General features: G+C 44.3%; 27 protein-coding genes and 1 pseudogene. 20 read left to right on the plus strand and 8 right to left on the minus strand.

Features of this window, described 5'->3' with window-relative positions:
* Nucleotides 1–53 precede the first annotated feature (53 nt).
* Together JZO70_RS15925 and JZO70_RS15930 are read left to right on the plus strand one after the other, a co-directional pair.
* On the plus strand, nucleotides 54–476 hold the full coding sequence (locus JZO70_RS15925; protein WP_207674657.1) for a GNAT family N-acetyltransferase: 423 nt from the start codon (nucleotides 54–56) through the stop codon (nucleotides 474–476).
* Complete coding sequence (locus JZO70_RS15930) at nucleotides 477–842, plus strand: ACT domain-containing protein (protein ID WP_207674658.1); 366 nt, start codon at nucleotides 477–479, stop codon at nucleotides 840–842.
* 85 nt (nucleotides 843–927) lie between these two features.
* Here the strand turns inward: JZO70_RS15930 and JZO70_RS15935 are convergent, their stop codons facing one another.
* The 3 genes from JZO70_RS15935 to JZO70_RS15945 all read right to left on the minus strand — a co-directional run bounded on the left by JZO70_RS15935 (nucleotide 928) and on the right by JZO70_RS15945 (nucleotide 3,964).
* Complete coding sequence (locus JZO70_RS15935; protein WP_207674659.1) at nucleotides 928–1,563, minus strand: CPBP family intramembrane glutamic endopeptidase; 636 nt, start codon at nucleotides 1,561–1,563, stop codon at nucleotides 928–930.
* Between the two features lie 145 nt (nucleotides 1,564–1,708).
* Nucleotides 1,709–2,410, minus strand: coding sequence for a DUF554 domain-containing protein (locus tag JZO70_RS15940; RefSeq protein ID WP_207674660.1), 702 nt, complete (start codon nucleotides 2,408–2,410; stop codon nucleotides 1,709–1,711).
* Nucleotides 2,411–2,539: 129 nt separating this feature from the next.
* Nucleotides 2,540–3,964, minus strand: a complete 1,425-nt coding sequence (locus tag JZO70_RS15945) for an APC family permease (protein ID WP_207674661.1) — start codon at nucleotides 3,962–3,964, stop codon at nucleotides 2,540–2,542.
* 248 nt (nucleotides 3,965–4,212) lie between these two features.
* On the opposite strand from JZO70_RS15945, the gene JZO70_RS15950 reads away from it, so the two are divergent.
* On the plus strand, nucleotides 4,213–5,775 hold the full coding sequence (locus tag JZO70_RS15950; RefSeq protein ID WP_207674697.1) for a PucR family transcriptional regulator: 1,563 nt from the start codon (nucleotides 4,213–4,215) through the stop codon (nucleotides 5,773–5,775).
* Between the two features lie 14 nt (nucleotides 5,776–5,789).
* On the opposite strand, the gene JZO70_RS15955 is transcribed toward JZO70_RS15950, so the two are convergent.
* Nucleotides 5,790–7,136, minus strand: coding sequence for an MATE family efflux transporter (locus JZO70_RS15955; RefSeq protein ID WP_207674662.1), 1,347 nt, complete (start codon nucleotides 7,134–7,136; stop codon nucleotides 5,790–5,792).
* Between the two features lie 211 nt (nucleotides 7,137–7,347).
* Between JZO70_RS15955 and JZO70_RS15960 the strand changes: the two genes are divergently transcribed.
* From JZO70_RS15960 to JZO70_RS15990, 7 genes are all read left to right on the plus strand, one after another.
* A complete protein-coding gene (locus tag JZO70_RS15960; RefSeq protein ID WP_207674663.1) occupies nucleotides 7,348–7,629 on the plus strand; it encodes a metal-sensitive transcriptional regulator in 282 nt (93 codons plus the stop codon).
* Between the two features lie 202 nt (nucleotides 7,630–7,831).
* Complete coding sequence (locus JZO70_RS15965; RefSeq protein WP_207674664.1) at nucleotides 7,832–8,344, plus strand: GNAT family N-acetyltransferase; 513 nt, start codon at nucleotides 7,832–7,834, stop codon at nucleotides 8,342–8,344.
* A gap of 54 nt (nucleotides 8,345–8,398) precedes the next feature.
* Nucleotides 8,399–9,082 (plus strand): DUF1538 domain-containing protein, encoded by a 684-nt coding sequence (locus JZO70_RS15970; protein ID WP_207674665.1) that lies wholly within the window; start codon nucleotides 8,399–8,401, stop codon nucleotides 9,080–9,082.
* Nucleotides 9,079–9,873, plus strand: a complete 795-nt coding sequence (locus JZO70_RS15975; protein ID WP_207674666.1) for a DUF1538 domain-containing protein — start codon at nucleotides 9,079–9,081, stop codon at nucleotides 9,871–9,873. Before JZO70_RS15970 ends, JZO70_RS15975 begins: the two co-directional genes overlap by 4 nt.
* The gene (locus JZO70_RS15980) at nucleotides 9,866–10,234 is read left to right on the plus strand and encodes a P-II family nitrogen regulator (protein WP_207674667.1); all 369 of its coding nucleotides are present in this window, start codon (nucleotides 9,866–9,868) and stop codon (nucleotides 10,232–10,234) included. Before JZO70_RS15975 ends, JZO70_RS15980 begins: the two co-directional genes overlap by 8 nt.
* Before the next feature lie 167 nt (nucleotides 10,235–10,401).
* A complete protein-coding gene (gene mazE / locus JZO70_RS15985) occupies nucleotides 10,402–10,635 on the plus strand; it encodes a type II toxin-antitoxin system PemI/MazE family antitoxin (protein ID WP_207674668.1) in 234 nt (77 codons plus the stop codon).
* Nucleotides 10,628–10,972 carry a type II toxin-antitoxin system PemK/MazF family toxin gene (locus JZO70_RS15990; protein WP_207674669.1) on the plus strand — a complete coding sequence of 115 codons (345 nt, stop codon included), beginning with the start codon at nucleotides 10,628–10,630 and terminating at the stop codon, nucleotides 10,970–10,972. The genes mazE and JZO70_RS15990 overlap by 8 nt, the downstream gene beginning before the upstream one ends.
* 60 nt (nucleotides 10,973–11,032) lie before the next feature.
* On the opposite strand, the gene JZO70_RS15995 is transcribed toward JZO70_RS15990, so the two are convergent.
* Genes JZO70_RS15995 through JZO70_RS16005 form a run of 3 tightly spaced genes read right to left on the minus strand, consistent with a single transcriptional unit; the run spans nucleotide 11,033 to nucleotide 13,125 of the window.
* Nucleotides 11,033–11,881: an aldo/keto reductase gene (locus JZO70_RS15995; protein WP_207674670.1), complete on the minus strand. Its 849-nt coding sequence runs from the start codon at nucleotides 11,879–11,881 to the stop codon at nucleotides 11,033–11,035.
* A gap of 41 nt (nucleotides 11,882–11,922) precedes the next feature.
* On the minus strand, nucleotides 11,923–12,147 hold the full coding sequence (locus JZO70_RS16000; protein WP_207674671.1) for a hypothetical protein: 225 nt from the start codon (nucleotides 12,145–12,147) through the stop codon (nucleotides 11,923–11,925).
* 15 nt (nucleotides 12,148–12,162) lie between these two features.
* Nucleotides 12,163–13,125: an aldo/keto reductase family protein gene (locus JZO70_RS16005; RefSeq protein ID WP_207674672.1), complete on the minus strand. Its 963-nt coding sequence runs from the start codon at nucleotides 13,123–13,125 to the stop codon at nucleotides 12,163–12,165.
* Between the two features lie 172 nt (nucleotides 13,126–13,297).
* Between JZO70_RS16005 and JZO70_RS16010 the strand changes: the two genes are divergently transcribed.
* From JZO70_RS16010 to JZO70_RS22755, 4 genes and pseudogenes are all read left to right on the plus strand, one after another.
* Nucleotides 13,298–14,188: a LysR family transcriptional regulator gene (locus JZO70_RS16010; protein WP_207674673.1), complete on the plus strand. Its 891-nt coding sequence runs from the start codon at nucleotides 13,298–13,300 to the stop codon at nucleotides 14,186–14,188.
* 142 nt (nucleotides 14,189–14,330) lie between these two features.
* Nucleotides 14,331–15,068: an SDR family oxidoreductase gene (locus JZO70_RS16015; RefSeq protein ID WP_207674674.1), complete on the plus strand. Its 738-nt coding sequence runs from the start codon at nucleotides 14,331–14,333 to the stop codon at nucleotides 15,066–15,068.
* A gap of 104 nt (nucleotides 15,069–15,172) precedes the next feature.
* Nucleotides 15,173–15,745, plus strand: a complete 573-nt coding sequence (locus JZO70_RS16020; protein WP_242703972.1) for a DapH/DapD/GlmU-related protein — start codon at nucleotides 15,173–15,175, stop codon at nucleotides 15,743–15,745.
* Nucleotides 15,746–16,223: 478 nt separating this feature from the next.
* Nucleotides 16,224–16,385: pseudogene (locus JZO70_RS22755) on the plus strand (DapH/DapD/GlmU-related protein); the annotation flags it as partial.
* A gap of 77 nt (nucleotides 16,386–16,462) precedes the next feature.
* Here JZO70_RS22755 and JZO70_RS16030 read toward each other — a convergent pair.
* Nucleotides 16,463–17,053 carry a type IV toxin-antitoxin system AbiEi family antitoxin domain-containing protein gene (locus JZO70_RS16030; RefSeq protein ID WP_207674675.1) on the minus strand — a complete coding sequence of 197 codons (591 nt, stop codon included), beginning with the start codon at nucleotides 17,051–17,053 and terminating at the stop codon, nucleotides 16,463–16,465.
* 276 nt (nucleotides 17,054–17,329) lie between these two features.
* Here JZO70_RS16030 and JZO70_RS22760 point away from each other — a divergent pair, with 276 nt between their 5' ends.
* The 6 genes from JZO70_RS22760 (at nucleotide 17,330) to JZO70_RS16060 (ending at nucleotide 21,251) form a co-directional block, all read left to right on the plus strand.
* Nucleotides 17,330–17,437 (plus strand): putative holin-like toxin, encoded by a 108-nt coding sequence (locus JZO70_RS22760; RefSeq protein WP_207674676.1) that lies wholly within the window; start codon nucleotides 17,330–17,332, stop codon nucleotides 17,435–17,437.
* 237 nt (nucleotides 17,438–17,674) lie between these two features.
* Nucleotides 17,675–17,911, plus strand: coding sequence for a prevent-host-death protein (locus JZO70_RS16040; RefSeq protein WP_207674677.1), 237 nt, complete (start codon nucleotides 17,675–17,677; stop codon nucleotides 17,909–17,911).
* Between the two features lie 173 nt (nucleotides 17,912–18,084).
* Nucleotides 18,085–18,318, plus strand: coding sequence for a type II toxin-antitoxin system Phd/YefM family antitoxin (locus tag JZO70_RS16045; protein ID WP_207674678.1), 234 nt, complete (start codon nucleotides 18,085–18,087; stop codon nucleotides 18,316–18,318).
* Between the two features lie 320 nt (nucleotides 18,319–18,638).
* A complete protein-coding gene (locus tag JZO70_RS16050; protein ID WP_207674679.1) occupies nucleotides 18,639–18,971 on the plus strand; it encodes a hypothetical protein in 333 nt (110 codons plus the stop codon).
* Nucleotides 18,972–19,142: 171 nt separating this feature from the next.
* Nucleotides 19,143–19,844: a response regulator transcription factor gene (locus tag JZO70_RS16055; RefSeq protein WP_207674680.1), complete on the plus strand. Its 702-nt coding sequence runs from the start codon at nucleotides 19,143–19,145 to the stop codon at nucleotides 19,842–19,844.
* A 93-nt stretch (nucleotides 19,845–19,937) separates the two neighbouring features.
* Complete coding sequence (locus JZO70_RS16060; RefSeq protein ID WP_207674681.1) at nucleotides 19,938–21,251, plus strand: sensor histidine kinase; 1,314 nt, start codon at nucleotides 19,938–19,940, stop codon at nucleotides 21,249–21,251.
* Nucleotides 21,252–21,266 lie beyond the last annotated feature (15 nt).

Genomic DNA, 21,266 nt, shown 5'->3' on the forward strand with positions numbered 1-21,266 from the left:
TTCAGCTTATAATTAAAAGAATAAACTAGTGAACCATTGAAAAGGAGGTCCCCATGCACATTGAAACCGCAAACCATGAAGAGCTGCGTCCGTTTCTGACGGAACTGTTTGATACGCAACATCGCCAGCAATTTGGCGAAGAAGTCGTGATTGAAAGTGAACAAGAACTAGCTTTGTGTGCGAAAAAAGAAGATCAGCTGCTGGGGGGCATTATTGCCAAGTATCAGTACCAGACCTTGCATGTCTCCATGTTGGCGGTGGATTCTCAGGCGCGTCAGGGCGGAGTTGGCAGTGCTTTGCTACAGGCGATGGAAGAGCTGGTCTTCGAAAAAGGTGTCCAGACGATTACGTTGACCACCAAGGATTTTCAAGCGGTTGATTTTTATTTGAAGAATGGCTACGAGAAGTTCGCGGAGCTGGAGGATGTTCCGATGGTGGGAACTACCAAATATTATTTTGTCAAAAGGAGAAAATAGATGGAATTAGTTGTAATGCCAGAAGAATTGTCAGTCTTTCAAGTGGCTGATTTAGCGATGTTGGATTTAAGTGTTCGGCCGTTGTTTTTAGGTGTAACGGATGAAGAAAATTCAGTGGTGGCACCTACCGACAGTGTACCGGCAGAAACGATTCAACGAGCAGACGATTGGCGGGGCTTCAAAATTGCTGGGGTTCTGGATTTTGCGTTAGTGGGTATTCTGGCGAAAATCACGGGAATCTTGGCGGAAAAGGAAATCAGTGTGTTTGCCTTGTCTACCTACAATACCGATTATGTGCTGGTTAAGGCGGCAAGTTTTAAGGCTGCGATGGATACCTTGTCAGCTGCTGGATACGAAGTGAAGTAAAAAAAGCATTAGCGACAGTTTTTGTCACTAACACTTTAGCTGTAGACAAAGTTCCTGAAATGGAGGGCTGTCTGCAGTTTTTTATTTACCCGAAGACCGCCAGCATGGTAGAAATAAAGTTTCCAGCCCCATGCAGGATGATACTTGGGATAATGGAGCCATTGTATATTTTTTCGTTCAGCCAGCCTAAAAGCAAGGCACCCATTGCCGTAAAAACAAACATCAGCACGTGATACCACAGGCTAACTTCCATTCCGATCACCAGATAAAGTATATTGTGCATCAGTGCAAATAAAACACCTTGTAAAATAATCCCTGGAACCGTACCAAATTTGCTGCAAAGTCGTTTGCACAGGAACCCTCTGAATAGAATTTCTTCGGCTACTCCGTTGGCGATAAAATTCTCAATCAGCGCCGGCACGATAGCGGCTGCGCCCATTCCAGCATAAGCGTTGCCGGATACAGAGGCACTGTTTTCCAAATATTCTAACGATTTGGCATCGATCAGCTGAGTGAAATCAAAGCTGTAGAAGAAATAATACACAGCAGCGAAAATAATTAATACCCACCACTGACTTTTCAATTGTGGCTTGTATAACCCAATCCATTTGAAAAATCCAACTTCTTTTCTATGCCTAAAAAACCACCATAAAACCGGTATTAGTGAAAAAATGACTAAATTGACGATTGCACCTGTGATGCTTGATAAGATCTCTCCCATGATAATCTCCTTAAAATATGATGAGTAATTTTGGTGTTATGTGGGGCAGTATAGCACAACCATTGCCATTCGTCCATGCAGTTACTGCTGGGTTCTCAAGTTTTTTGCCAAATAAAAAGAGGAATCAGAACCCGATTCCTCTCTACTAGAAATAATAATACTGCACAAACAAAAAGGCGATCAGCACCAAAATGCTTGGCAAGAAGTTGGACACTCGGATCTTGGTGAGCTTAATGATATTCAAGCCAATTCCCAAAATCATCAAACCGCCGATGGCACTGATTTCGTGCATCAAAATATCCAGCAGCTCTTGCGGCAGGTATTTGACAATAAAGCTGGCGAAAATCGTGATGGCACCTTGATAAATCACAACCGGAAACGCCGAGAACAGCACGCCTACACCTAGTGAAGCCGTCAGCATAATCGACATGAATCCATCCATTACGGCTTTAGTGAATAAGGTCTGGTGATTGCCGGCCACGCCGCTTTCGATGGCGCCGATGATACCCATCGAGCCGATCAAGTAAATCAGGGTAGCAGTCACGAAGCCTTCCGCGAAATTACTATTACCGCGAGCGAATTTCCGCTCCAAATACAAGCCGATGTTGTTCATACCGTCTTCGATTTTTAAAAATTCCCCAATCATTCCACCAAGACAAATACTGATAATAATCAAAGTAAAAGAACTGGCCTGAATCGCCATTTGAATCGCCAGCGCGATAACTCCCAGCGCGATCCCCTTGGTGACCGTATCCTTGGTCTGTTCCTTCATATTTTTGAGGACGATGCCTGAAAGACTTCCTCCAATAATTGCTATTCCATTAACAATTGAACCCAACAAGATCATCCTGCAACACCCTTTCAGCGATTCTAAATATTCCGTGAGAATCGTATTAAAATCTTTAATCATCATACTAACATGACTTGTCAGATTTTGGAACAATTACATGAAAAAAGAGTGGAAAGATTTCCACTCTTAGCTGTGTTTTTCCCGTTTGGCTAAGGCCGGCATCACAAAGCCCAGGCCGATTAAAACCACGATTCCCACAATATTCAAAATCAATTGATGCCAGAACAAGGATGAGCCGTAAGCAGCATCCTGCGGCAGAATCCCGAAGAGCGTCGCCAGCACGGTAATAATCAAACACCACCAGCCGACAAAAATCGCCATCCGGTCATTTTTGATAAAGACATAATCCGATTGGAATTTCTGACTGTCCATGCGAATGCGGATAAAGGCATAAAAAATCCAGCAGGTAACTCCCGGCGAAATGATGCCGTTCAGATTCAGCAGCCAGTTGAAAATATCGTTCATATCCGGCAAGAAAACTCCCAACAGTAAAATAAACGCACTTAAACCAGTCGTCAGGATATAGCCATTAATCGGTAGTCCATCAGCGTTTAGCTTAGTCAATTTCTTCGGTAAAAATTGTTTGCCGGTATCCGAGATCAGCATGCGAGTCATGGCATCCAGCAAGACCGCCAACAGCGCACACATGTAAATAATCTGAGTTACCGCAAAAATGTACATCAAGGTGTTGCCTAAATGATAGAACTCACCCAACCGTTGGAAGGCATAATATGAGCCGTTCATTTTCAAATTGTTGGGCAAATTGTGAGCATCGAAGAACACACCAAGTGAAAAGGAACCAAACACCGTTAGGAAAATCGTCATCACCGTCAGCATCACCATTGCCCGCGGAAAATCCCGGTTTGGTTTCTTCATGCGAGTCACAAAAGGCGCCACCAGTTCGGCACCATTAATGGCATAAATCAACAGACCAATCGTCGTTAAATAATGCAAATCGAACTTCGGCAGCAGTGTCCGCCAAGTCATCGGTTGCGTTTCAATATGACCATTGGGCATAAACAGTGAAGTGAAGGTCATGATGACAAACAACACCGCTAGCACAAACATGGCGCCGCCGCCCAGGGTACTCAGCACTTCCAGCGATTTTTTGAAACGCTGCTGCAGAAAAATAAAGGCCAAGAAAATCACGAAGGTTAACAAGGCAAACATGGAATTGGACATGGTGTCCTCCATGGAATCATTGCCGTTGATCAGCCAGCCACCGCCTACCACGACGGCATTAGCGGTATCCACTACGTAAGGAATCGAAGCCGCCCAATAGGTCCAGGCGGTAAAGTAGCCTAGCCGATCGCCGCTAGTGCCTCGCACCCACGAACTCAGGCCGCCGCCTTCATGATTGAAGACCGAGCCTAGTTGACCTACCATCAGTGAATAAGGAATCACGTATAAAAGCAGTAAAATAATCCAAGAGGTAATGACACCCATCCCTTGGTTGGCAAAGTTGTAAATAATGTCGTCAAAACCGATCACGGTGACAAATGACATCAAGGCCAGCACCGGCCAGGAAATAAATTTTTTCTTTTCTTCCATCTAAAAGCCCTCCAAATTATGATTTTTCACAATCAACTGCGATATCACACGGAGGCTTGTTTCGATAGTCGGTCACCATCGAAGTACTTCCTTTCTACTATTATATATAGGTAAAATACGATTTATCTTGCCACAAAAGAAGAGCCGCCGTCAACTATTTAAGAAAAATAATTCTGAGGTCCCATAGACAAGCAAAGGGGAATTTGCTATCGTAGAAAAAATGCGAGAATGAGGAAGTGGTGAATAAAATGGGTGTGAAATTAAAAGATCTATTGCTGCTGCCGTCGCTGCGGGAAGCCGAAGTGATTGCTGGGCATAATAGTTTAACCAATACTGTAACATCTTTATCGTTTTTGGAAGTTTCCGATATGGATTTTTTTAACAATAATATTGCGCTGGAGCATGAGTATTATGCCGGCGAGCTGGTGATTACCTCGCTTTTCAGTATTCGCAACGATGTGAAGAAGCAGTGTGATACGATTCGTTATCTTCACAGCGTCGGTGAGGTCGGGATGCTGCTGTATTATGTAGGGATTGTGATTCCGAAGCTTTCCCCGGAAGTCATCAAGGTGGCCGATGAGCTGGATTTTGTGATTATTCTGATGCCGAAAAATAATGTGTCGCTGCGCTACAATGAAGCGATTGTGGAGATTATGTCGGAAATTCTGAAGGAGAAATCGCCGGACAATATCGTGAACGAAGTGTTGGAGAAGGCTTCTTTGCTGCCGGAGCATTTGCGGAGTGTTGAGATGACTCTGAAAATTTTGTCCGATATTTTGCGGGCTAATATTATTTTGACCAATGCCGATGGACAGGTGATTAACCAGATCAAATGGCCCCGGAATTCCACGATGGATGTGGCGCAATTTGTGAAACAGAATCCGATCGAGGACGGCTTGCAGGAGCAAAAGGATGAATTTTCCTTCTATTATAAAGAGATTTATCATAAGGACAATGGTGTCTTGAATCTGTACCTGATTCGCGAGCATAATCTGCTGACGCAAGTGGAGTGCGAGCAAGCGGTGGAGCTAGTCCGGGTTTCTTTGAATCTATGGGGCAAAAAGCATGGTGAAGTCAGCGAGTATGCTTTGCTACAGGCGATTTTAAATGATGAAAGTGAAAAAATGTACCGTTTAGCCAAGAGTCTGGCGGTGGATGTGAAGGCTATCGACATGATGTGGCTGCTGCAGCTAAAGGATTTGCAGCAGGAAAAGGAAATCAAAGCGGAGCTGCTGGAGTATGTAGCGAAATTTTACCGGACCTGTGTGGTGCAGGTGGTGGACAATCAGCTGGTGGTGCTTTTGGGAAATTATCGCCACAACGATTCCGAGCTGGAGCTGAGCAATGAGTACATGAACATCACCCAGTATCAGGAGCAGATCGCAAGCTTGGTTCTGTGCCCACGGATGCGCAATACCACCGATGTCCGCAATACCTACCAGCTGGTGAGTGAAGTGTCCGCTCAGGTGCCGACTGTTTTTAAAGCCCGCAAGAATTTCTCTATTAGCGAGATGCGGCAGGTTGCGTATGCCATTAAGATGGTGCAGTCAGGTGAAGCCGAAGTGGAAGGTTGGCTGGCGCTGTTGGAACCGATTATGGACAACCAAGAATACATGACCACCCTGTGCAGCTTTTTGTTGGATTCCAGCGCCGATTTCCAGCGCTGCAGCGAGCTGTTGTTTATCCATAAAAACACCGTTAAATACCGCATCAAAAAAATCAGCGAACTGCTGGGCTATGATGTCACGCACTTTTCCGAAAGCTACGAGTGCTACATCGCCTGCATGATTTACTGTATGATTAATCGCTAAGTCTAGACTCAGGTCTAGGCTTTTTTCAAATGGACTGGAAGCTTCTGCAAATCCAGCTGCCGCAAATTTTTCCTGAACTTGTAGGAAAGATAAAGTGCTCGTATATACAGATCGATCCCGATGGACAGCCAAATCCCGGCAATGCCCCAGCCTAAATATTGCCCCAACACCATTACGCCAATAATTCTCAAGCCCCACATACCCACAGCGGTACTGTACAGCGGCGACTTGGTATCCCCCATGCCTTGCAGCGAACCGGTGGTGATCAAGCTGATGGCTAAGCCGGGTTGATTAAAGGCATCGATCCGCAAAGCTGTTACAATCTGGGAAATGGCGGTGGCGTCATTCGTAAACACCCGAGCAAAATACGGGGAGCCTACAAACAAAATTACCCCTAAGCCGCTCATAAAAATGACCCCATACTTAGCAGCCAGAAAGGCCACTCGCTTGGCTTGCGGATAATCCTTCGCCCCGATGCTGACACCTACCAAAGTAGAGGCGGCCGTCGCCAAACCATAAGCCGGCATGTAGACGAAGCTTTCGATATTTCCCGCAATTGAATGAGCCGCAAAAGTTTTTGCCCCGATGGCTACAATTAGGCCGAAATACAGCACCTGACCAAGCCGCATGACCAGCCGTTCCAATGCTGCTGGAATCGACAGTTGGATTAGCGGTCGAAAATTACTGACGGAGAAGACTTCTTTGATAGTAAAAGCCACCGTCGATTGTTTGATTTTATTAAAAAGCAGGAGACAACCCAACAAGCGAGACACACTGGTGCCGATCGCTGTCCCTAAAATGCCTAACGCCGGAATTGGTCCGAAGCCAAAGATTAAAATAAAATCTAGTCCGACATTTAACAGATTCACCACGACGCTAATTTTCATCGGCGTTTTAGTATCACCGGTAGCTCGCAAGATACTGCCGAAAATGGTCATCACTGATAAAAAGATCGAAGTTCCGCCAACGACAAAGAAGAAGGTTAGTGAATAGTCCATCACTTGGGCACTTGCGCCCATCAGCTGTAAAATCGGCCGACCGAAAAGCAAAGTGCCAAGGCCAAACAATGCGCCGATTAAAATTGCCAAAAAGGTGGACTGCCGCGCGATCAAGGTCGCGTCCTCGGGTTCCTTGGCGCCGATGTGCTGGGCGATTAAGGAAGAACTGCCGACACCTAGCGCAATAAAAATCGCTAAATAAACATTTAACACCGAATTTGCCACACCAACAGCGGTTACCGCCAGTAAGCCGATCTTCGACACTAACAATGTATCAACAAAACCCACCAGCGTCTGTAAAAGGTTTTCGATTGTTGCCGGAATTGCCAGGTTCAGTAGTCTTTTTTCTAAAGTTGGTTCCATTTATATCACCTGCTTTTCGTTTATATGCCCTATGGGGGTATCTGGTATAATAAGCATATAAAATTGTTGGGATTTAGTCAATAGCTGAGGCTATTTTCTCGATTTACCAGCAGTTTTCGCCAAAGAATGGTTTACAATCAGTCTTCCCTCGTGCTATCTTTGTAGGAAACAATACGGAAAATCGTAAACAAAAAGCAGGGGAGACTGAACAATGAGTCATTTACCAGATCATCAAGTGGATGCGTTAGTGAAGCGGATTAATCGGATTGAAGGTCAGATCGGCGGCATCAAGAAGATGATTATCGCCGAAAAGCCTTACGATGAAATTATCATCCAGCTCAATTCGACTCGTTCAGCGATGCAAAACATCAGCAAACTCTTGCTGGAGGCGCAGGCGGACCATTCGCTGTTGAACGTGGCCGACGGTGGTTCCTTAGACAAAGAAATGGAAAAGCTGCAAAAAGTGATTAAGCAATATAATAGGATGAATTAGCATTAAGCTCATTTGCCGAGTTGGTCTAGACGGTTGTCTAGGCTTTTTTGGTGCTGATCTAAATAAGTAGACAGTTCTGTTTGCGCGATTTTTCATGGTTGTTCCTGTAAAAAGAATGATTTTTGAAGAAAAATGGCAGAAAACTCATCTTATTTTTATTTTGTGGGCATTTACTGGTAAAATAAAGAGAGGGAGGTGCGAGATGATCGAAACAGAACGCTTAGTATTACGAGAGTGGGGAACATCAAACCTGCCTGATTTGAAGCGTTTTTTACAAGATGCCGAGGTTATGTGGGCCTATGAGCATGCCTTTTCTGATGAAGAAGTGACGAATTGGCTGCAGTGGAATATGGATTCTTATCGAGAAAACGGCTATGGCCTGTGGGCGATGGTACATAAAGCGACCGGCGAAATTATCGGCGAGTGCGGCATCACACCGCAAACTGTCGACGGGGTTGTTTATCCAGAAATTGGTTATCACTTAGTCAAAAGCTACTGGCACCATGGTTATGCCGTTGAAGCGGCTCAAGCCGTGAAGGTCTGGGGCTTTGAAGAAAAGGAATTTCCAGAACTGATTTCTACAGTGCGGGATACCAACTTGGCCTCCATGAATGTAGCGATTCGCAATGGCATGATCGTGAAGAAACGTTATGTGAAGCACTATCGGGGGATTGATATGCCCCATTATGTGTTTAGTATACGTAACGAGAATTAGTCCCATTTTATTAGAAGAAATGAATATCTTATCAATAAGGAGGAATGTGATTTAATGAAGAAAACCTTCAAAGAAGTAGTAATGGCAATTGTACCTATGACAGTCTTGATTATCATCCTGACGCTGGTTTTTGCACCGTTGGGGTTGGAAGAGATGCTGACATTTCTAGTGGGCGCGGGAATTATGATGATTGGGATGACCTTGTTTTTGTTTGGCTCTGATTATTCCATGATGGAAGTCGGAGATTTGTTAGGGAAGTTTTTGATTAAAAAGCGGAGTTTACCGCTGCTGGTGAGTCTAGCCTTTATTATTGGAATTGTTATCACCATTGCTGAGCCTTCCGTTCAGGTCTTGGCGCAGCAAGTACGGGAAATATCCGACGGGGCGATTCCCCGCACGATTTTAATCGGGGTCGTAAGTGTCGGCACTGGGATCTTCTTAGCCTTCGCGGTATTGCGGATGGTCTTTAAGTTCTCTTACTTGAAAATGATGGCGGTAGGCTATGCTGCAATTTTAGTCGCCTCATTTTTCACCGATCCACAGTTTATGCCGATCGCTTTTGATGCTGGTGGTGTAACGACGGGGCCGGTAACAGTGCCCTTTATTTTATCCTTTGCCACCGGGTTAACTAGTATGGTTAAACAAGGCAAAAATGAAAATGACAGCTTCGGCATGGTGGGTGTTTCTTCACTAGGTCCGGTCTTGGCTGTAATGCTGTTGGGAGTGATCTTCCGATGAGCTTAGATATCAATGATTTGTTGGCGCGGATTTTGACTGGGATCGATGGAGTCACGTGGGATGTTGTTTTGTCAGTTGCTCCGATTGTTTTGATTTTTGTGGTATTGAATGCTACCAGCTTTAAGCTGCGGAAGCGGCGTTTTGCGACGATTATGAAGAGCTTTTTGATTACCACCATCGGACTGATTTTGTTCCTGCATGGGGTAAACATTGCTTACTTGCCGATTGGTCAGCATTTAGGCGGCGCGATTGCGGCCATGGACAACAACTGGATTTTGATTCCGTTAGGCTTTGCGATGGGTTTTCTAGTTGGCTTTGCGGAACCGGCGATTCACGTAATGGTGAAGCAGGTGGAGGACCAAAGCGATGGGCGGATTAAGGGCAATTTGCTGCTGGCTTCCATCTCAATTGGGATCGGGATAGCGGTTAGTCTGTCGATGTGGCGTCTGTTGGCGGGATTTTCGTTGTATTACTTTTTAATTCCAGGTTACCTTTTGGTCTTTATTCTTGGACGGAAAGTCGATAAAATGTTCTTAGCCATGGCCTTTGATAATGGCGGAGTGGCAACGGGTCCGATGTGTTCCACCTTTATTTTAGCGATGTGTGTCTCGATCGCTTCTCAGATCGAAGGCCGTGACCCGATGATTGACGGATTTGGCGTTGTGGCAATGATTGCTTTAACCCCTATTTTAACTACGTTGGTTTTAGGGTATATTTATAAGATGAAGGACGAGCGCGATCGGAAATTCAGACAGGCGATACAGGATAGTGAGGGAGAAGAAGATGAGTAAATTAGTAGCATTGGACTTGAAAATGATTGTAACGATTGTTGACGGAGGAACGGGACAGGATGTTGTTGATTTCTCAAAGGAAGCCGGAGCAGTTGGCGGCACCATTTTGCACGGCCGCGGTTCAGGCGTGCATGATACCGGGAAATTTTTCGGCTTGGAGATTCAGCCGGAAAAAGACATTGTACTAACCTTGGTACCAGATGAACTGGAGCTTGATGTGATGGAAACCATCGGCAAAGGCATCAAAATCGGTAAACCAGGCAATGGCGTATGCTTCTCAGTCGATATCGCCAAAGCGATGGGGATGACCTCGATTAAGACTTTTGGGGAAACCAAAACGATGGATGAATTGAATAGTTAAGATTAATGAACCGAGGCTGTCCGATGGGATGGGCTCGGTTTTTTTGTGGGGGATACTGCCTTCAAAGATCAATAAAAGAGATACCTGAGACCTTGCTTTCAGTCTACCGTTTTTTGTAATTACGGTAATTACATGGTAAAATTACTTTGTATGGAGGAGGGCTTACAATGGATACAGTAAAAACTAGAAAACAGGGAAATGCTGTAATGGTGACAATTGCCAGCAAATTTGATGTTCAAGCAGGGACTACTTACTACATCAACAAGGAGGAAGACGGTACGATTATTTTAATTCCTAAGGTGGAGGATTACTTTGCTGACGCATCGACGGGAGAATTTATCGATGATGAAGACGAATTAGCTAAAAATATTGAAGTAAAGGACAGCGATTTGGATGATTAATCAGGGTGCAATTATATATATTGATTTTGAACCATCAAAGGGAAGTGAGATCAAGAAAAGAAGACCTGCTGTTGTAATTAGCAGAACTGAGTACAACCAAGCATCCAATTTAATTATTGTGTGCCCGATTACTTCAAGCACTAAGGCGCGACCTTATTTTGTTGAAATAAACAATGAGAGTTTAAAGACTGGCAGCAAAGTCAATACGAAACAAGTCTATAGCCTTGACTACACATCAGCTGGCGGAAGAAATGTCAAAGTCATCGGACAGTTGACCAAGAGAGAGCTGTTAAATGTTGCACAGCATTTCATGTTGAATTTCAATTTTCCCATATAAAATGAACCGAGGCTGTCTAAAAATGGACAGGCCTCGGTTTTCTGTGTCTATGCAATTAGTTTACCAAAGAGCAAGCGGCTGTTTGGTAGTAGGTTCTGGATATAACTGGTCAATGACCGCTAGTTCGTCATCGCTTAACTGAATATCGGCTGCTTTTACGTTGTCCAGTACATGCTGCGGGTTGCTGGATTGTGGGATGGCAATAGTGTGACCGTCGCGGATGCACCAGGCCAGTAATAATTGGAAAATGGTGCATTGATGATTAGCAGCAATCGCTAACAGCTCCTGCTGGCTGGAAAAGTTCTTGCCTGATTTATCGCCTTTGGCCACTGGCGCATAAGCAATCAAAGGCATTTTGTTTTCTCTCATCAAAGGCAGCAAATCATATTCAATCCCGCGATCTCCTAAATTGTAACGCACTTGATTGGAGTCGCAAGCAGCGCCTTCTTTGAAGCTTAGGACTTTTTGTAGATCAGCTGCATCCAAATTAGAAACGCCCCAAGAACGGATTTTTCCTTTTCTTTTCTCTGCATCCAGCGCTTCGACGGTTTCTTGCAGGGGAATACTTCCTTGCCAGTGTAATAAATACTGATCCAAATAATCGGTTTTCAGCCGTTTTAAGCTTTTGTCCAGACTTTTTGATAATTTCGCTTTGGAGGCATTTTCCGGTAACACTTTTGAAATCAGAAAAAGGTCCTCTCTTTTGAAGGGCCCAATTGCTTCGGCTACTAGTTTTTCTGCCTTGCCCTGGCCATACATTTCGGCGGTATCAATGACTTGAAGGCCGTGCTCAATTCCGGTTTGTAAGGCTCGAATTTCTTCGTCTCGTTTTCTGGCATCATCTCCGGTGGTCCAAGTGCCAAAGCCAATCGGAAATACCGATCTTTCGGCAATCTTTACTAAGTTCATCGTTTTTCACATCATTTCTATTTTTATTCGGAGCTTCGTTATTACAATTTTAGCTTAAAGCAAAGGTAATCCAAACAGTCAATTTGCTTTTGCTTTTGGAAAATTGCTTGGTTCAGCTGCCTTTTGTGCTGATTCAACAGATTGGCCTGATCCCGTTGATTGCTTTGTTGAAAGCAATGGACAAACTGGTCAATAAATTCCTCGCTGCAGCCGGCGTCCTGCAAATTTGTTCTCATTTCTTCGATACAATAGTTTGTTTCTTTCATAATACCCACCCTTTGTTAATACCAATCATGTTTTTCATTTCGATCCAAGGCGTTCATTGCCGCCATTTCTTCGTCAGTCAGCTCAAAGTCGTACAGCTGGGTGTTCTCAAGGATATGATCCGGGTTGCTGGAACCAGGGATAACCACAACACCTTTTTGCAAATTCCACCGCAAAATGACCTGTGCTGCCGATTTTCTATGGGCTTCGGCAATTTCAGTGATGACTTCATCGCCTAATAATTCTCTGGTGTGACCGCGGCCGCCTAAAGGATACCAACCTTGCACTACAATGTCTAAATCTTGAATGTAGGGAATCACGTCATTTTCCTGATAGTAAGGGTGAATTTCGTTTTGCACCAAAGCGGGGGTAATGGATACCTGCGGCAAAAATTCCTCTAATTCTTCCACGTACCAGTTGGACAGTCCGATGGAGCGGATTTTTTCGTCAGTGACGGCTTGTTCCATGGCTTGATAAGCCTCGACATCGTTGCTGCCGGGGTGGTGCAGGAGCATCATATCCACATAGTCCAGATTCAGCCGTTCCAATGCTTGATCAATCGCGGTTTCGGCATCGTCAAACTGACTAGGATAAAGCTTGGTAATCAGGAAAATTTCTTCTCGTGGCACGTCGGATTGGTTGATGGCTTCCCCGATACTTTCTTCGTTGCTGTAAATATAGGCGGTATCGATTAAGCGCACGCCGCTGTCTAAAGCTGCCGTGACAGATTGAATCGCTTCTTCATCTTCTAAGCTGTAAGTTCCCAGACCGTTGATCGGCATGGTGTATCCGCTATTTAAGGTAACTTGCCGATTGTCAAAATCAAAGGCGCTGGCGTTTCCGCTGGAATTCGCTGTAGTAGTGCCTGTGGAATTTGCGGCTCCGGTATTGTCAGTAGATGAAGATGTATTTTCTGATTGACTGCAGCCGGTTATTGCTAATGATATTAGTAAAAATGCTAATCCTATTAGTTTTTTCATATGAACCTCCGTTTTTAGTGTGAAGTAAATTTGCTAGTTCACCTATTCTTTCCATAAGTGTAAGGGAGAGCTCCAGTAATTACCAATACTTGTTTTCTATAACCAGTTATGCTTGATAGTTATATCTAGGGTTGCTATACTGACGGTAATATAGAAGAAAGAATGTGATGAGATGGATATTCGTGTCCTAAATTATTTTTTAACCGTTGCCAGGGAAGGCAGTATGACTGGCGCTGCTCGGATTTTGCATGTATCTCAGCCGACTTTGTCCAAGCAATTGAAAAACTTGGAGGAGGAGTTGGGGCGCAAGCTGTTTAATCGCACCAATTATAGTATCAAGCTGACTAATGATGGCATGCTGCTGCGTAAGCGCGCAGAGGATTTAATTGAGCTTTTTGAGAAGACTCAGCAGGAATTTGAAAACTTAGATGAAGAATCCGGCGGGGATGTTTACATCGGCTCGGCGGAAACCGATGCTTTTCGCTACTTTGCCTGCTCCATGATGGATTTGAAGAACCAGTATCCTGATATGAAGTATCATCTAACCAGCGGCAATTCCTTTGACGTTACGGAGCGCTTGGATCGGGGGATGGATGATTTCGCCATTGTGGTAGATCCGATTGATCTGTCAAAATACAACTATATTACTTTTCCAGCAACCGATGTCTGGGGGATTGTGATGCACAAGGATAGCGAGCTGGCTGCCAAGGAAAATGTTACTGTCGACGACCTGACTGATCTGCCATTAATTGTCTCCAAGCAAGCGATGCAAACAGATATCTCCAAGAATCAGTTCGCCGAATGGTTTGGGGAAACTCTTGATCGACTGAAAATCGTGGGGACCTATTCGCTGCCTTTCAATGCCTTCATTATGGCAAGAGAAGGCTTCGGCAATGTGCTGGCTTTTGAAAAAATGATAAATGTGGCTACAGAAAATGATTTAGTCTTCAGACCTCTTGAACCGCGTGTGGAATGCAAGTTGTACGTGATTTGGAAAAAGTATCAAGTTTTCTCACCAGCTGCGGCGCTGTTTTTGGAATCAATTCAGAAGAAACTTTCTTAACAGGATCTTCTCAGTTATACTTTTACGCTATATCTAACTATGAATTATAAGTATTAGACAATACTCCAGAATGGAACTACACTTTGGTCATAGCTTTGAGAGAGTCAAAGTGGAATCTTAACTATAACTGGAGGAATCGATCATGGGTTCATTAGAAGAAAAAGTTGTTGTAATTATGGGAGCATCTAGCGGAATTGGAGAAGCCACCGCAAAATTGCTGGCAGAAAAAGGTGCTAAATTAGTAATTGCCGCAAGACGGGTGGATCGTTTGGAAGAAATTAAAGCTGCGTATCCTGATAAAGAAATCGTGATCCAGCAGGCCGACGTGATCAAAATGGAAGAAGTTCAAAAAGTCATCGACACAGCGGTGGACACCTTTGGCCGAGTGGATGTGCTTTACAACAATGCTGGCATCATGCCGTTAGCACCATTGAAAGAAACTCGATTGGACGAATGGAAACAAATGCTGGATGTCAATGTCATGGGCGTATTGAACGGGATTGCGGCGGTGCTGCCAGTGATGATCAAACAAAAATCCGGGCATGTGATTGCGACGGATTCAGTCGCTGGGCATGTCGTTTATCCTGATTCCGCGGTTTATTGCGGGACCAAATTTGCTGTACGAGCAATCATGGAAGGCCTGCGTCAAGAGCATAGAGAAGATATGATTAAATCCACAATTATCTCACCAGGAGCAGTAGCTACCGAGTTGTACCAAACAATTGCCGACAAGGAAGCTGGCGAAGCGTTGTACCAAGACCAGCTTGCCAATGGTTTGCGGGCGATTGATGTGGCCGAAGCTGTCGTTTTCGCCATTGATACACCGGAAAGAATGTCTGTCAGCAACATGCTGATTCGTCCGACGACGCAAGTAATGTAAAGCAGAAACAGAACTGTCTGGAAAGCGTGTGCCCACATGCTTTTCGCAGGTAGTTCTGTTTTTTTGAAAATTGAGTTACTAAAAAACATCTGGGAGGAATCAATTTGACAAACAAACAATCTATTTTTGATAAAGCAAAACAAGGGGAACGTCTGAATGTAAACAGCCCCGAATTTAGTGAACTGGAGCCGGTCCTGCAAAAAGGTGTGAATATTCTAAAGAAATTTAATACCGAACAAAATACTGACCAGGAGCGGCGTGAACTATTAGCCCAATTATTTGATCAAGAAATTGCGCCATCCACCACCATCATGCCGCCTTTTAATGTCGATTTTGCGAACCAAGTAACTATCGGCAAGGATGTGTATATTAATAAGGATGTCTCGTTTGTCGCTTTAGGAACTATTCATCTAGAAGATGGGGTCTTAATTGCCGCCAAAGCGAGTATTGTTTCGATTAACCATGTGGAGAAACCATCGGAACGGCAGGATTTGTTACCCAAGGTGGTACATATCAAGGAGAATGCCTGGATCGGTGCGGGAGCCATTGTCTTGCCAGGGGTAACTGTAGGCAAAAATGCCATTGTTGGCGCTGGAGCGGTCGTTACCCGTGATGTTCCAGACGATACGGTTGTTGCAGGAAACCCAGCAAGAGAAATTCGAAAAATTAGATGTTAGTTTTTATATAGAAGGAAAAGCAGCGCTAGTGTATAAGCAATGTCATAGAGTAAGAATATAGGAGGAATGACTGATGACTGAAAAAAACATCTTTGAGCGCGAGCTCAGTGGTATGCCGGTTTCTTCAAAAGAAGCCGAGTTTGCGGAAATTCGCCACATTCAAGAAGCAAATTGGAAACTGCTGGCCACATTTAACAGCCTTTACCACGATGAAGAACGAACGAGAGAGTTTTTAGAAAAATTGACAGGGCGCGAGCTTGCGCCAAATGTTCGCATCTTAGCAACATTTCACACGGATTATGGCAGAAATACCTTTTTTGGTGAAAATGTCTTTGTCAACACGAATTGTACCTTCATGGACCGAGGCGGCATAACGATCGGGGAAAATACCTTAATCGCCCCCAACGTCAGCATTACTACCATCAATCATGACCTGAACCCTCAAAAAAGAGACGTCACTACCTGCCAGCCAGTTAAGATTGGCGCAAATGTCTGGATAGGGATCGGCGCGATTATTTTGCCGGGCATTACTATCGGCGATGGAGCGATTATTGGCGCTGGATCGGTAGTTACCAAGGATGTAGCGCCAAATGCGATTGTGGTCGGAAATCCTGCGAGACAGGTACAGACGGTGGATTAAAAGGAATAATTGGATTTTCTGTGTAGCAGATTACTGCAAGAGCTCTTACCCAATTAAGGGCGGGGCTTTTTGATGATTTATAGCAAAACTTCCAAATATTGCAAGACCTTTTTCTCCATATTAAACATCCGCGCATAATCCATCAATTTCGTAACATTTTTATCTTTTGAACGTACGTACTGTTTCAGAGCAGGAATCAGTTGTTCCTTGTCTGCTTCGTATTTCGGTTTAAGCAGATCAATCAAGGTTCGTTCAATTTCAAAGACATTTACAGTTGTCCCGCCAGAACGTTCAATGCTAGTGATGCCAGCTTCAACATCTTGAGTGGAGATAATTGGTTGGATGCCAGCATCTTTTGCTCGCAATGTATTGAAGCCTAACGGAAAGGTCATTTGTATTTGTAGAGGGACACGATCGGAGTAGCCTAGCAGATACAAAGCAGTTTCATGGGAAAAAATTCCTTGAGGGAAACGATGCTGCAGCAAAAAATAGTCGTCGACATAGCCAAAATCCATGACATAGACTCCTCGCTCAACACGGATTATCTTCTCCTCATTCTCTAGCTGTGATAAAGCTTTTCGGGATAACCCTTTGTCGGACACCATCTTCGTAGTGATTATTCCATTTTGTTTTTTTCCTAGGGATAAAATTTTCTCTTTTGCTAACATGAATTTTCACCTCCAGAAACAAATATGCTAACATCTTATGTACATGTTAGCATATTTGTTTCCGAGGTTCAATAAAGTGAAAAAGCAGGTCTAAAAAATATGGCTAAAATAAATGGTGTTAAGTATCCGCAAATCCTTTTATCTATGGTTAATTATGATTTCGATTATGATATAATTACGGTACTAACTGACAATCAGCTCATGAACGGGGGCCTTTTCCCGAAAGGATGGTGGTGCTTATGGTAAGTACTAAAATTCAAGAAAGGAGAGGGCAATTTGTCTGTCGAGGACGTATTGACGTTACTGTTTCTCGGAGCAACTTTTTTGTTGACTCTGCTAAACTTTATCGTCGTCCTCATCGAAAAAATAGGACAGAAAAAATAACCGTTCATAGTACTGATCCCAAAAAGTTTGACTTTAAGGGAGAAAGTACAAGCTGTCACAGGCTAACGGTTATTTTTCTTATATAAAATAATCTTAGGCCGCCGTTCTTGAAACGGTCGACGGTTGGTGCGATAAGGAGGGTGTTCGAGCACTCTCCCTTTCGTGTATATTATAGCATCTTTTTTGTGGGCTATCAATTTGGATAATTTGTAAATGAGCTAAAACGAGGTGATCTTAATGAAAAGAATCGCTACTGAAGATTTTGAAAAGGACCTGTTCAGCATTCTAAATGATGCAGCAAATTCCAATACTGGAATTGAAATTGTAACTCATTTGGAAGATCATGTTGTGATGATTCCTAAAAGTAAATGGATGGCCCTGCAGGAAGAACTGCATCTTCACAGAACGGGAACGCTAGATCATGTTTTGAAGCTAATGGAAAACGAGAGCGATAATGACTTTGTGGAAGTTTAAAGTGTTATAATATAATAAATTGTATTTCTTATAAGCGAGTCTTGCCGCGCCTCTCCGCGATGCGTATCAGGCAAGGCCTGTTTTTTTAGGGAAGAACCAAACCTGTCATATTCAATCGAAGGAATCACTCACCTTAACTTTGTTTATATATAATCAGAAAGGGCCTGAACTACATGACGAATATCAAACCCATTTCCCAGCTGCGAAACTACAATAAAATTCTCGAAGAAGTTAAACCTAACCAGCCATTGTTCCTGACTGAAAACGGTCATGCTAAATATGCAATTGTTGATATAGAAGAGTATGAGCAGTTCATAATGGGACTAGAACTGTTTGAAAAATTGGAGCAAACGAAGAGCGACAAGACCTATGATAATAGAGACATAATGAAAGAATTCGGATTTTAGTAAATCGAAGAAATGCCATTCCATCCACCATTACGCGGATGGATTTTTTTGGCTTTACTTAAGAATCAAAAACTTTTTAAAGAAGGACAGCTAGGATAAAGTTGGAAATGTTGCACAAAATTTCGTTTTAACATTCAGCACTTATGTCTCAGCTGAATCTTGATGAACCCTTTGTCTAATAGAAAACATGTTACAATTATGCTACTATTAATGAAGCAAGAAACTATTTTTTTAGTTACAGCACAACGCGAAAGCCCGACCCGTGCGAGGGGTTTGGGCTTTTTTGGGCAATAAAGTTGAAAGTAAAGGGGATGCTTCAATTGTCGATTAATGCTAAAGCTTTAGAACGAGGTTTTTGGGATAATGTCTCATTTAAGGATAAAACGGGCGAGTTGCTGGCAATTGCGACCAACATGAATTGGAGTTTCGCAGAACTGGCTGAGCAAGTAGGTGTTTCCGAAGAACGTCTTGATAATCTCATTACCTTTGAAGAGGTCGATGATGAGCTGGTCACTGGTGCACTATTAAAGTTGCTTCCAGTAGCCGAAAGACGTTTGCAAGAGCACAAGAGAAATCTTGAGCAGAAAATAGATTTATCCTGCTGGAACAGTTACCAGACATCATTTTATCGAATACGAAGGCCTCAAAAATGAGCAAGCTTTGTCACCAGAGGAAGCCTACCATTTTGACACGCCATGTACATTAACGCGCCAATTCGAATTATTACGTGCAGCCGGATTCAGCGATGTTCGACTGAGCTGGCAAAGGGAGCACAACATTCCTTAATTGCTTACGTATAAAAATAGAACCAAAGGAGGTGCACCATGCCCGCAAACTCAGAAAAAATCTTACTAGTGGACGATGAACAAGACATCTTAACTCTGCTGGAGGACGTTCTACGCCAAGAGGGCTATCAAAATATTTTAAAAGCTGCCACTGGCGAACTGGCTGTGGCGCTGTGCCGGGAAGAGAAGCCGGACGCGATTGTGCTGGATATTATGCTGCCAGGAATTGATGGCATCGAAGTCTGCAAGCAAATCCGGGAATTTTCCTATTGCCCGATTGTCTTTCTGTCTTCCAAAAATGACGACATCGACAAGCTGCTGGGCTTGAGCATCGGCGGCGATGACTATGTTACCAAGCCGTTTAGCCCAAAGGAAGTGGCCTATCGGATCAAAGCTCAGCTGCGTCGAAAATCCTATGAACAAGCGAATAATCAAAAAGCCGCCATCGAAATCGGCACGATCCGCATCGATACCGACAGCCAACGGGTCTATAAAGTTGACAAAGAAATCAGTCTGACCGCCCGTGAGTACCAGCTGCTGGAATATATGGCGCAAAACGCCGGCAAGATCATCAGCAAAGAACGTCTCTACGAACAGGTGTGGGGAGAATACGCCAGCGGAGTGGACAATACCATGATGGTGCACATTCACCACCTGCGGGAAAAGCTGGAAAATGACCCTTCCCAGCCAAAGCTGATCGTAACGGTCAAAGGCCTGGGCTACAAACTGGAACAGGTGTAGCTTATGAAAAAATCCAGCTACAAATCCATCCTGATCCTCTACAGTACGCTGTTTATTTTAGCGATCCTCGTGATCCTGATCGGACTGGGACTGTTGGCAAAAGTCATCACCGCCACCGATCCCAATGGCAACACCGTCAAAAGCAGCTGGCCCCAGGAGTTCACCGACAATTTTTCAGCTTATTTTGATCTTGAGGACGAGGTTCCCCAAGTCAATCAAACCGGCCAGCAGCAGTTAAACCAAAACCACCTGTGGCTGCAGGTACTGGACGAAAACGGCGAAGTCATTCTGGCTCATAATACCTCGGACCAGCAGGCGACCCACTATGCGCCGATGGACATTTTAGCCCTGTATCAAGGGGAAGAAAGCACGGCGGAAACCATTTTTGCCAACCAAGTCACCACCAGCGGCGGGGAATGGACCTATCTCATCGGCTTTCCTATGAACATCGCCAAGGTGACGATGTTTGTGGATGGAGATAGTTTTTCCGGCGGCAAGAGCCTGGTGATCCCGCTGATGACAGCGGCAGGTCTCTTGATGCTGGTGATCGGCGGCGTGTTCGGCGTCTGGATTATCCGTCACATGGGAAAATTGACCCAAGCCATCGGCCAAATTTCCTATCGCCTGTATGAACCGATCGAAGGTAACGGACCCTTTCAGGATGTATACGACAGCTTGAACGAAATGAACAGTGAATTGCAAAAGGGTGACCGGGAACTGGCCCAAAATGAAAAAATGCGGAAGGAATGGATCACCAACATCACCCACGATCTGAAAACCCCGCTGTCACCGATTCGCGGCTACGGCGAGCTTTTGGCGGACCCGGATAATGATTTAACGCCAGAAAAGCGGGTCCAGTATGGTGAGATCATTTTACGAAACACCGCCTACACGGAAAAACTGGTGAACGATTTGAAGCTGACTTATCAGCTGAAAAATAAGATGCTGCCGCTGGACAAAAAGTCCGCGAACCTGACGCAATTTGTCAAGGAGCTGGTGATTGAGGTCCTGAATCACCATGAATATGCCAATCGCGAAATCACCTTTGAAACAGACAGCGAAGCGATCGAATTCAGCTTCGACCCAACCCTGTTAAAACGCGGCATCAATAATCTGCTGTACAATGCCTTGATCCACAATCCCCAGGAGACGGCGATTCAGGTCTCCCTGCAGATGAGTGACGGCATTCGCATCATCATCCAGGATAACGGCAAGGGCATGACGCCGGAGGAAAGCGATCGGCTGTTTGAGCGTTACTATCGCGGCACCAACACCGAAGCCAATACTGGCGGCACCGGGCTGGGCATGGCGATTGCCAAACAAATCATTGAGATTCATGACGGCACATTGGTTGTCGGAAGTGCGCCGGGAAAAGGCACCCGCATCATCATCATTTTTCCAACTTAAGGTTAAACTAAGGTT

Source organism: Candidatus Enterococcus moelleringii, assembly GCF_017377575.1.
GTDB lineage: Bacteria > Bacillota > Bacilli > Lactobacillales > Enterococcaceae > Enterococcus_A > Enterococcus_A moelleringii.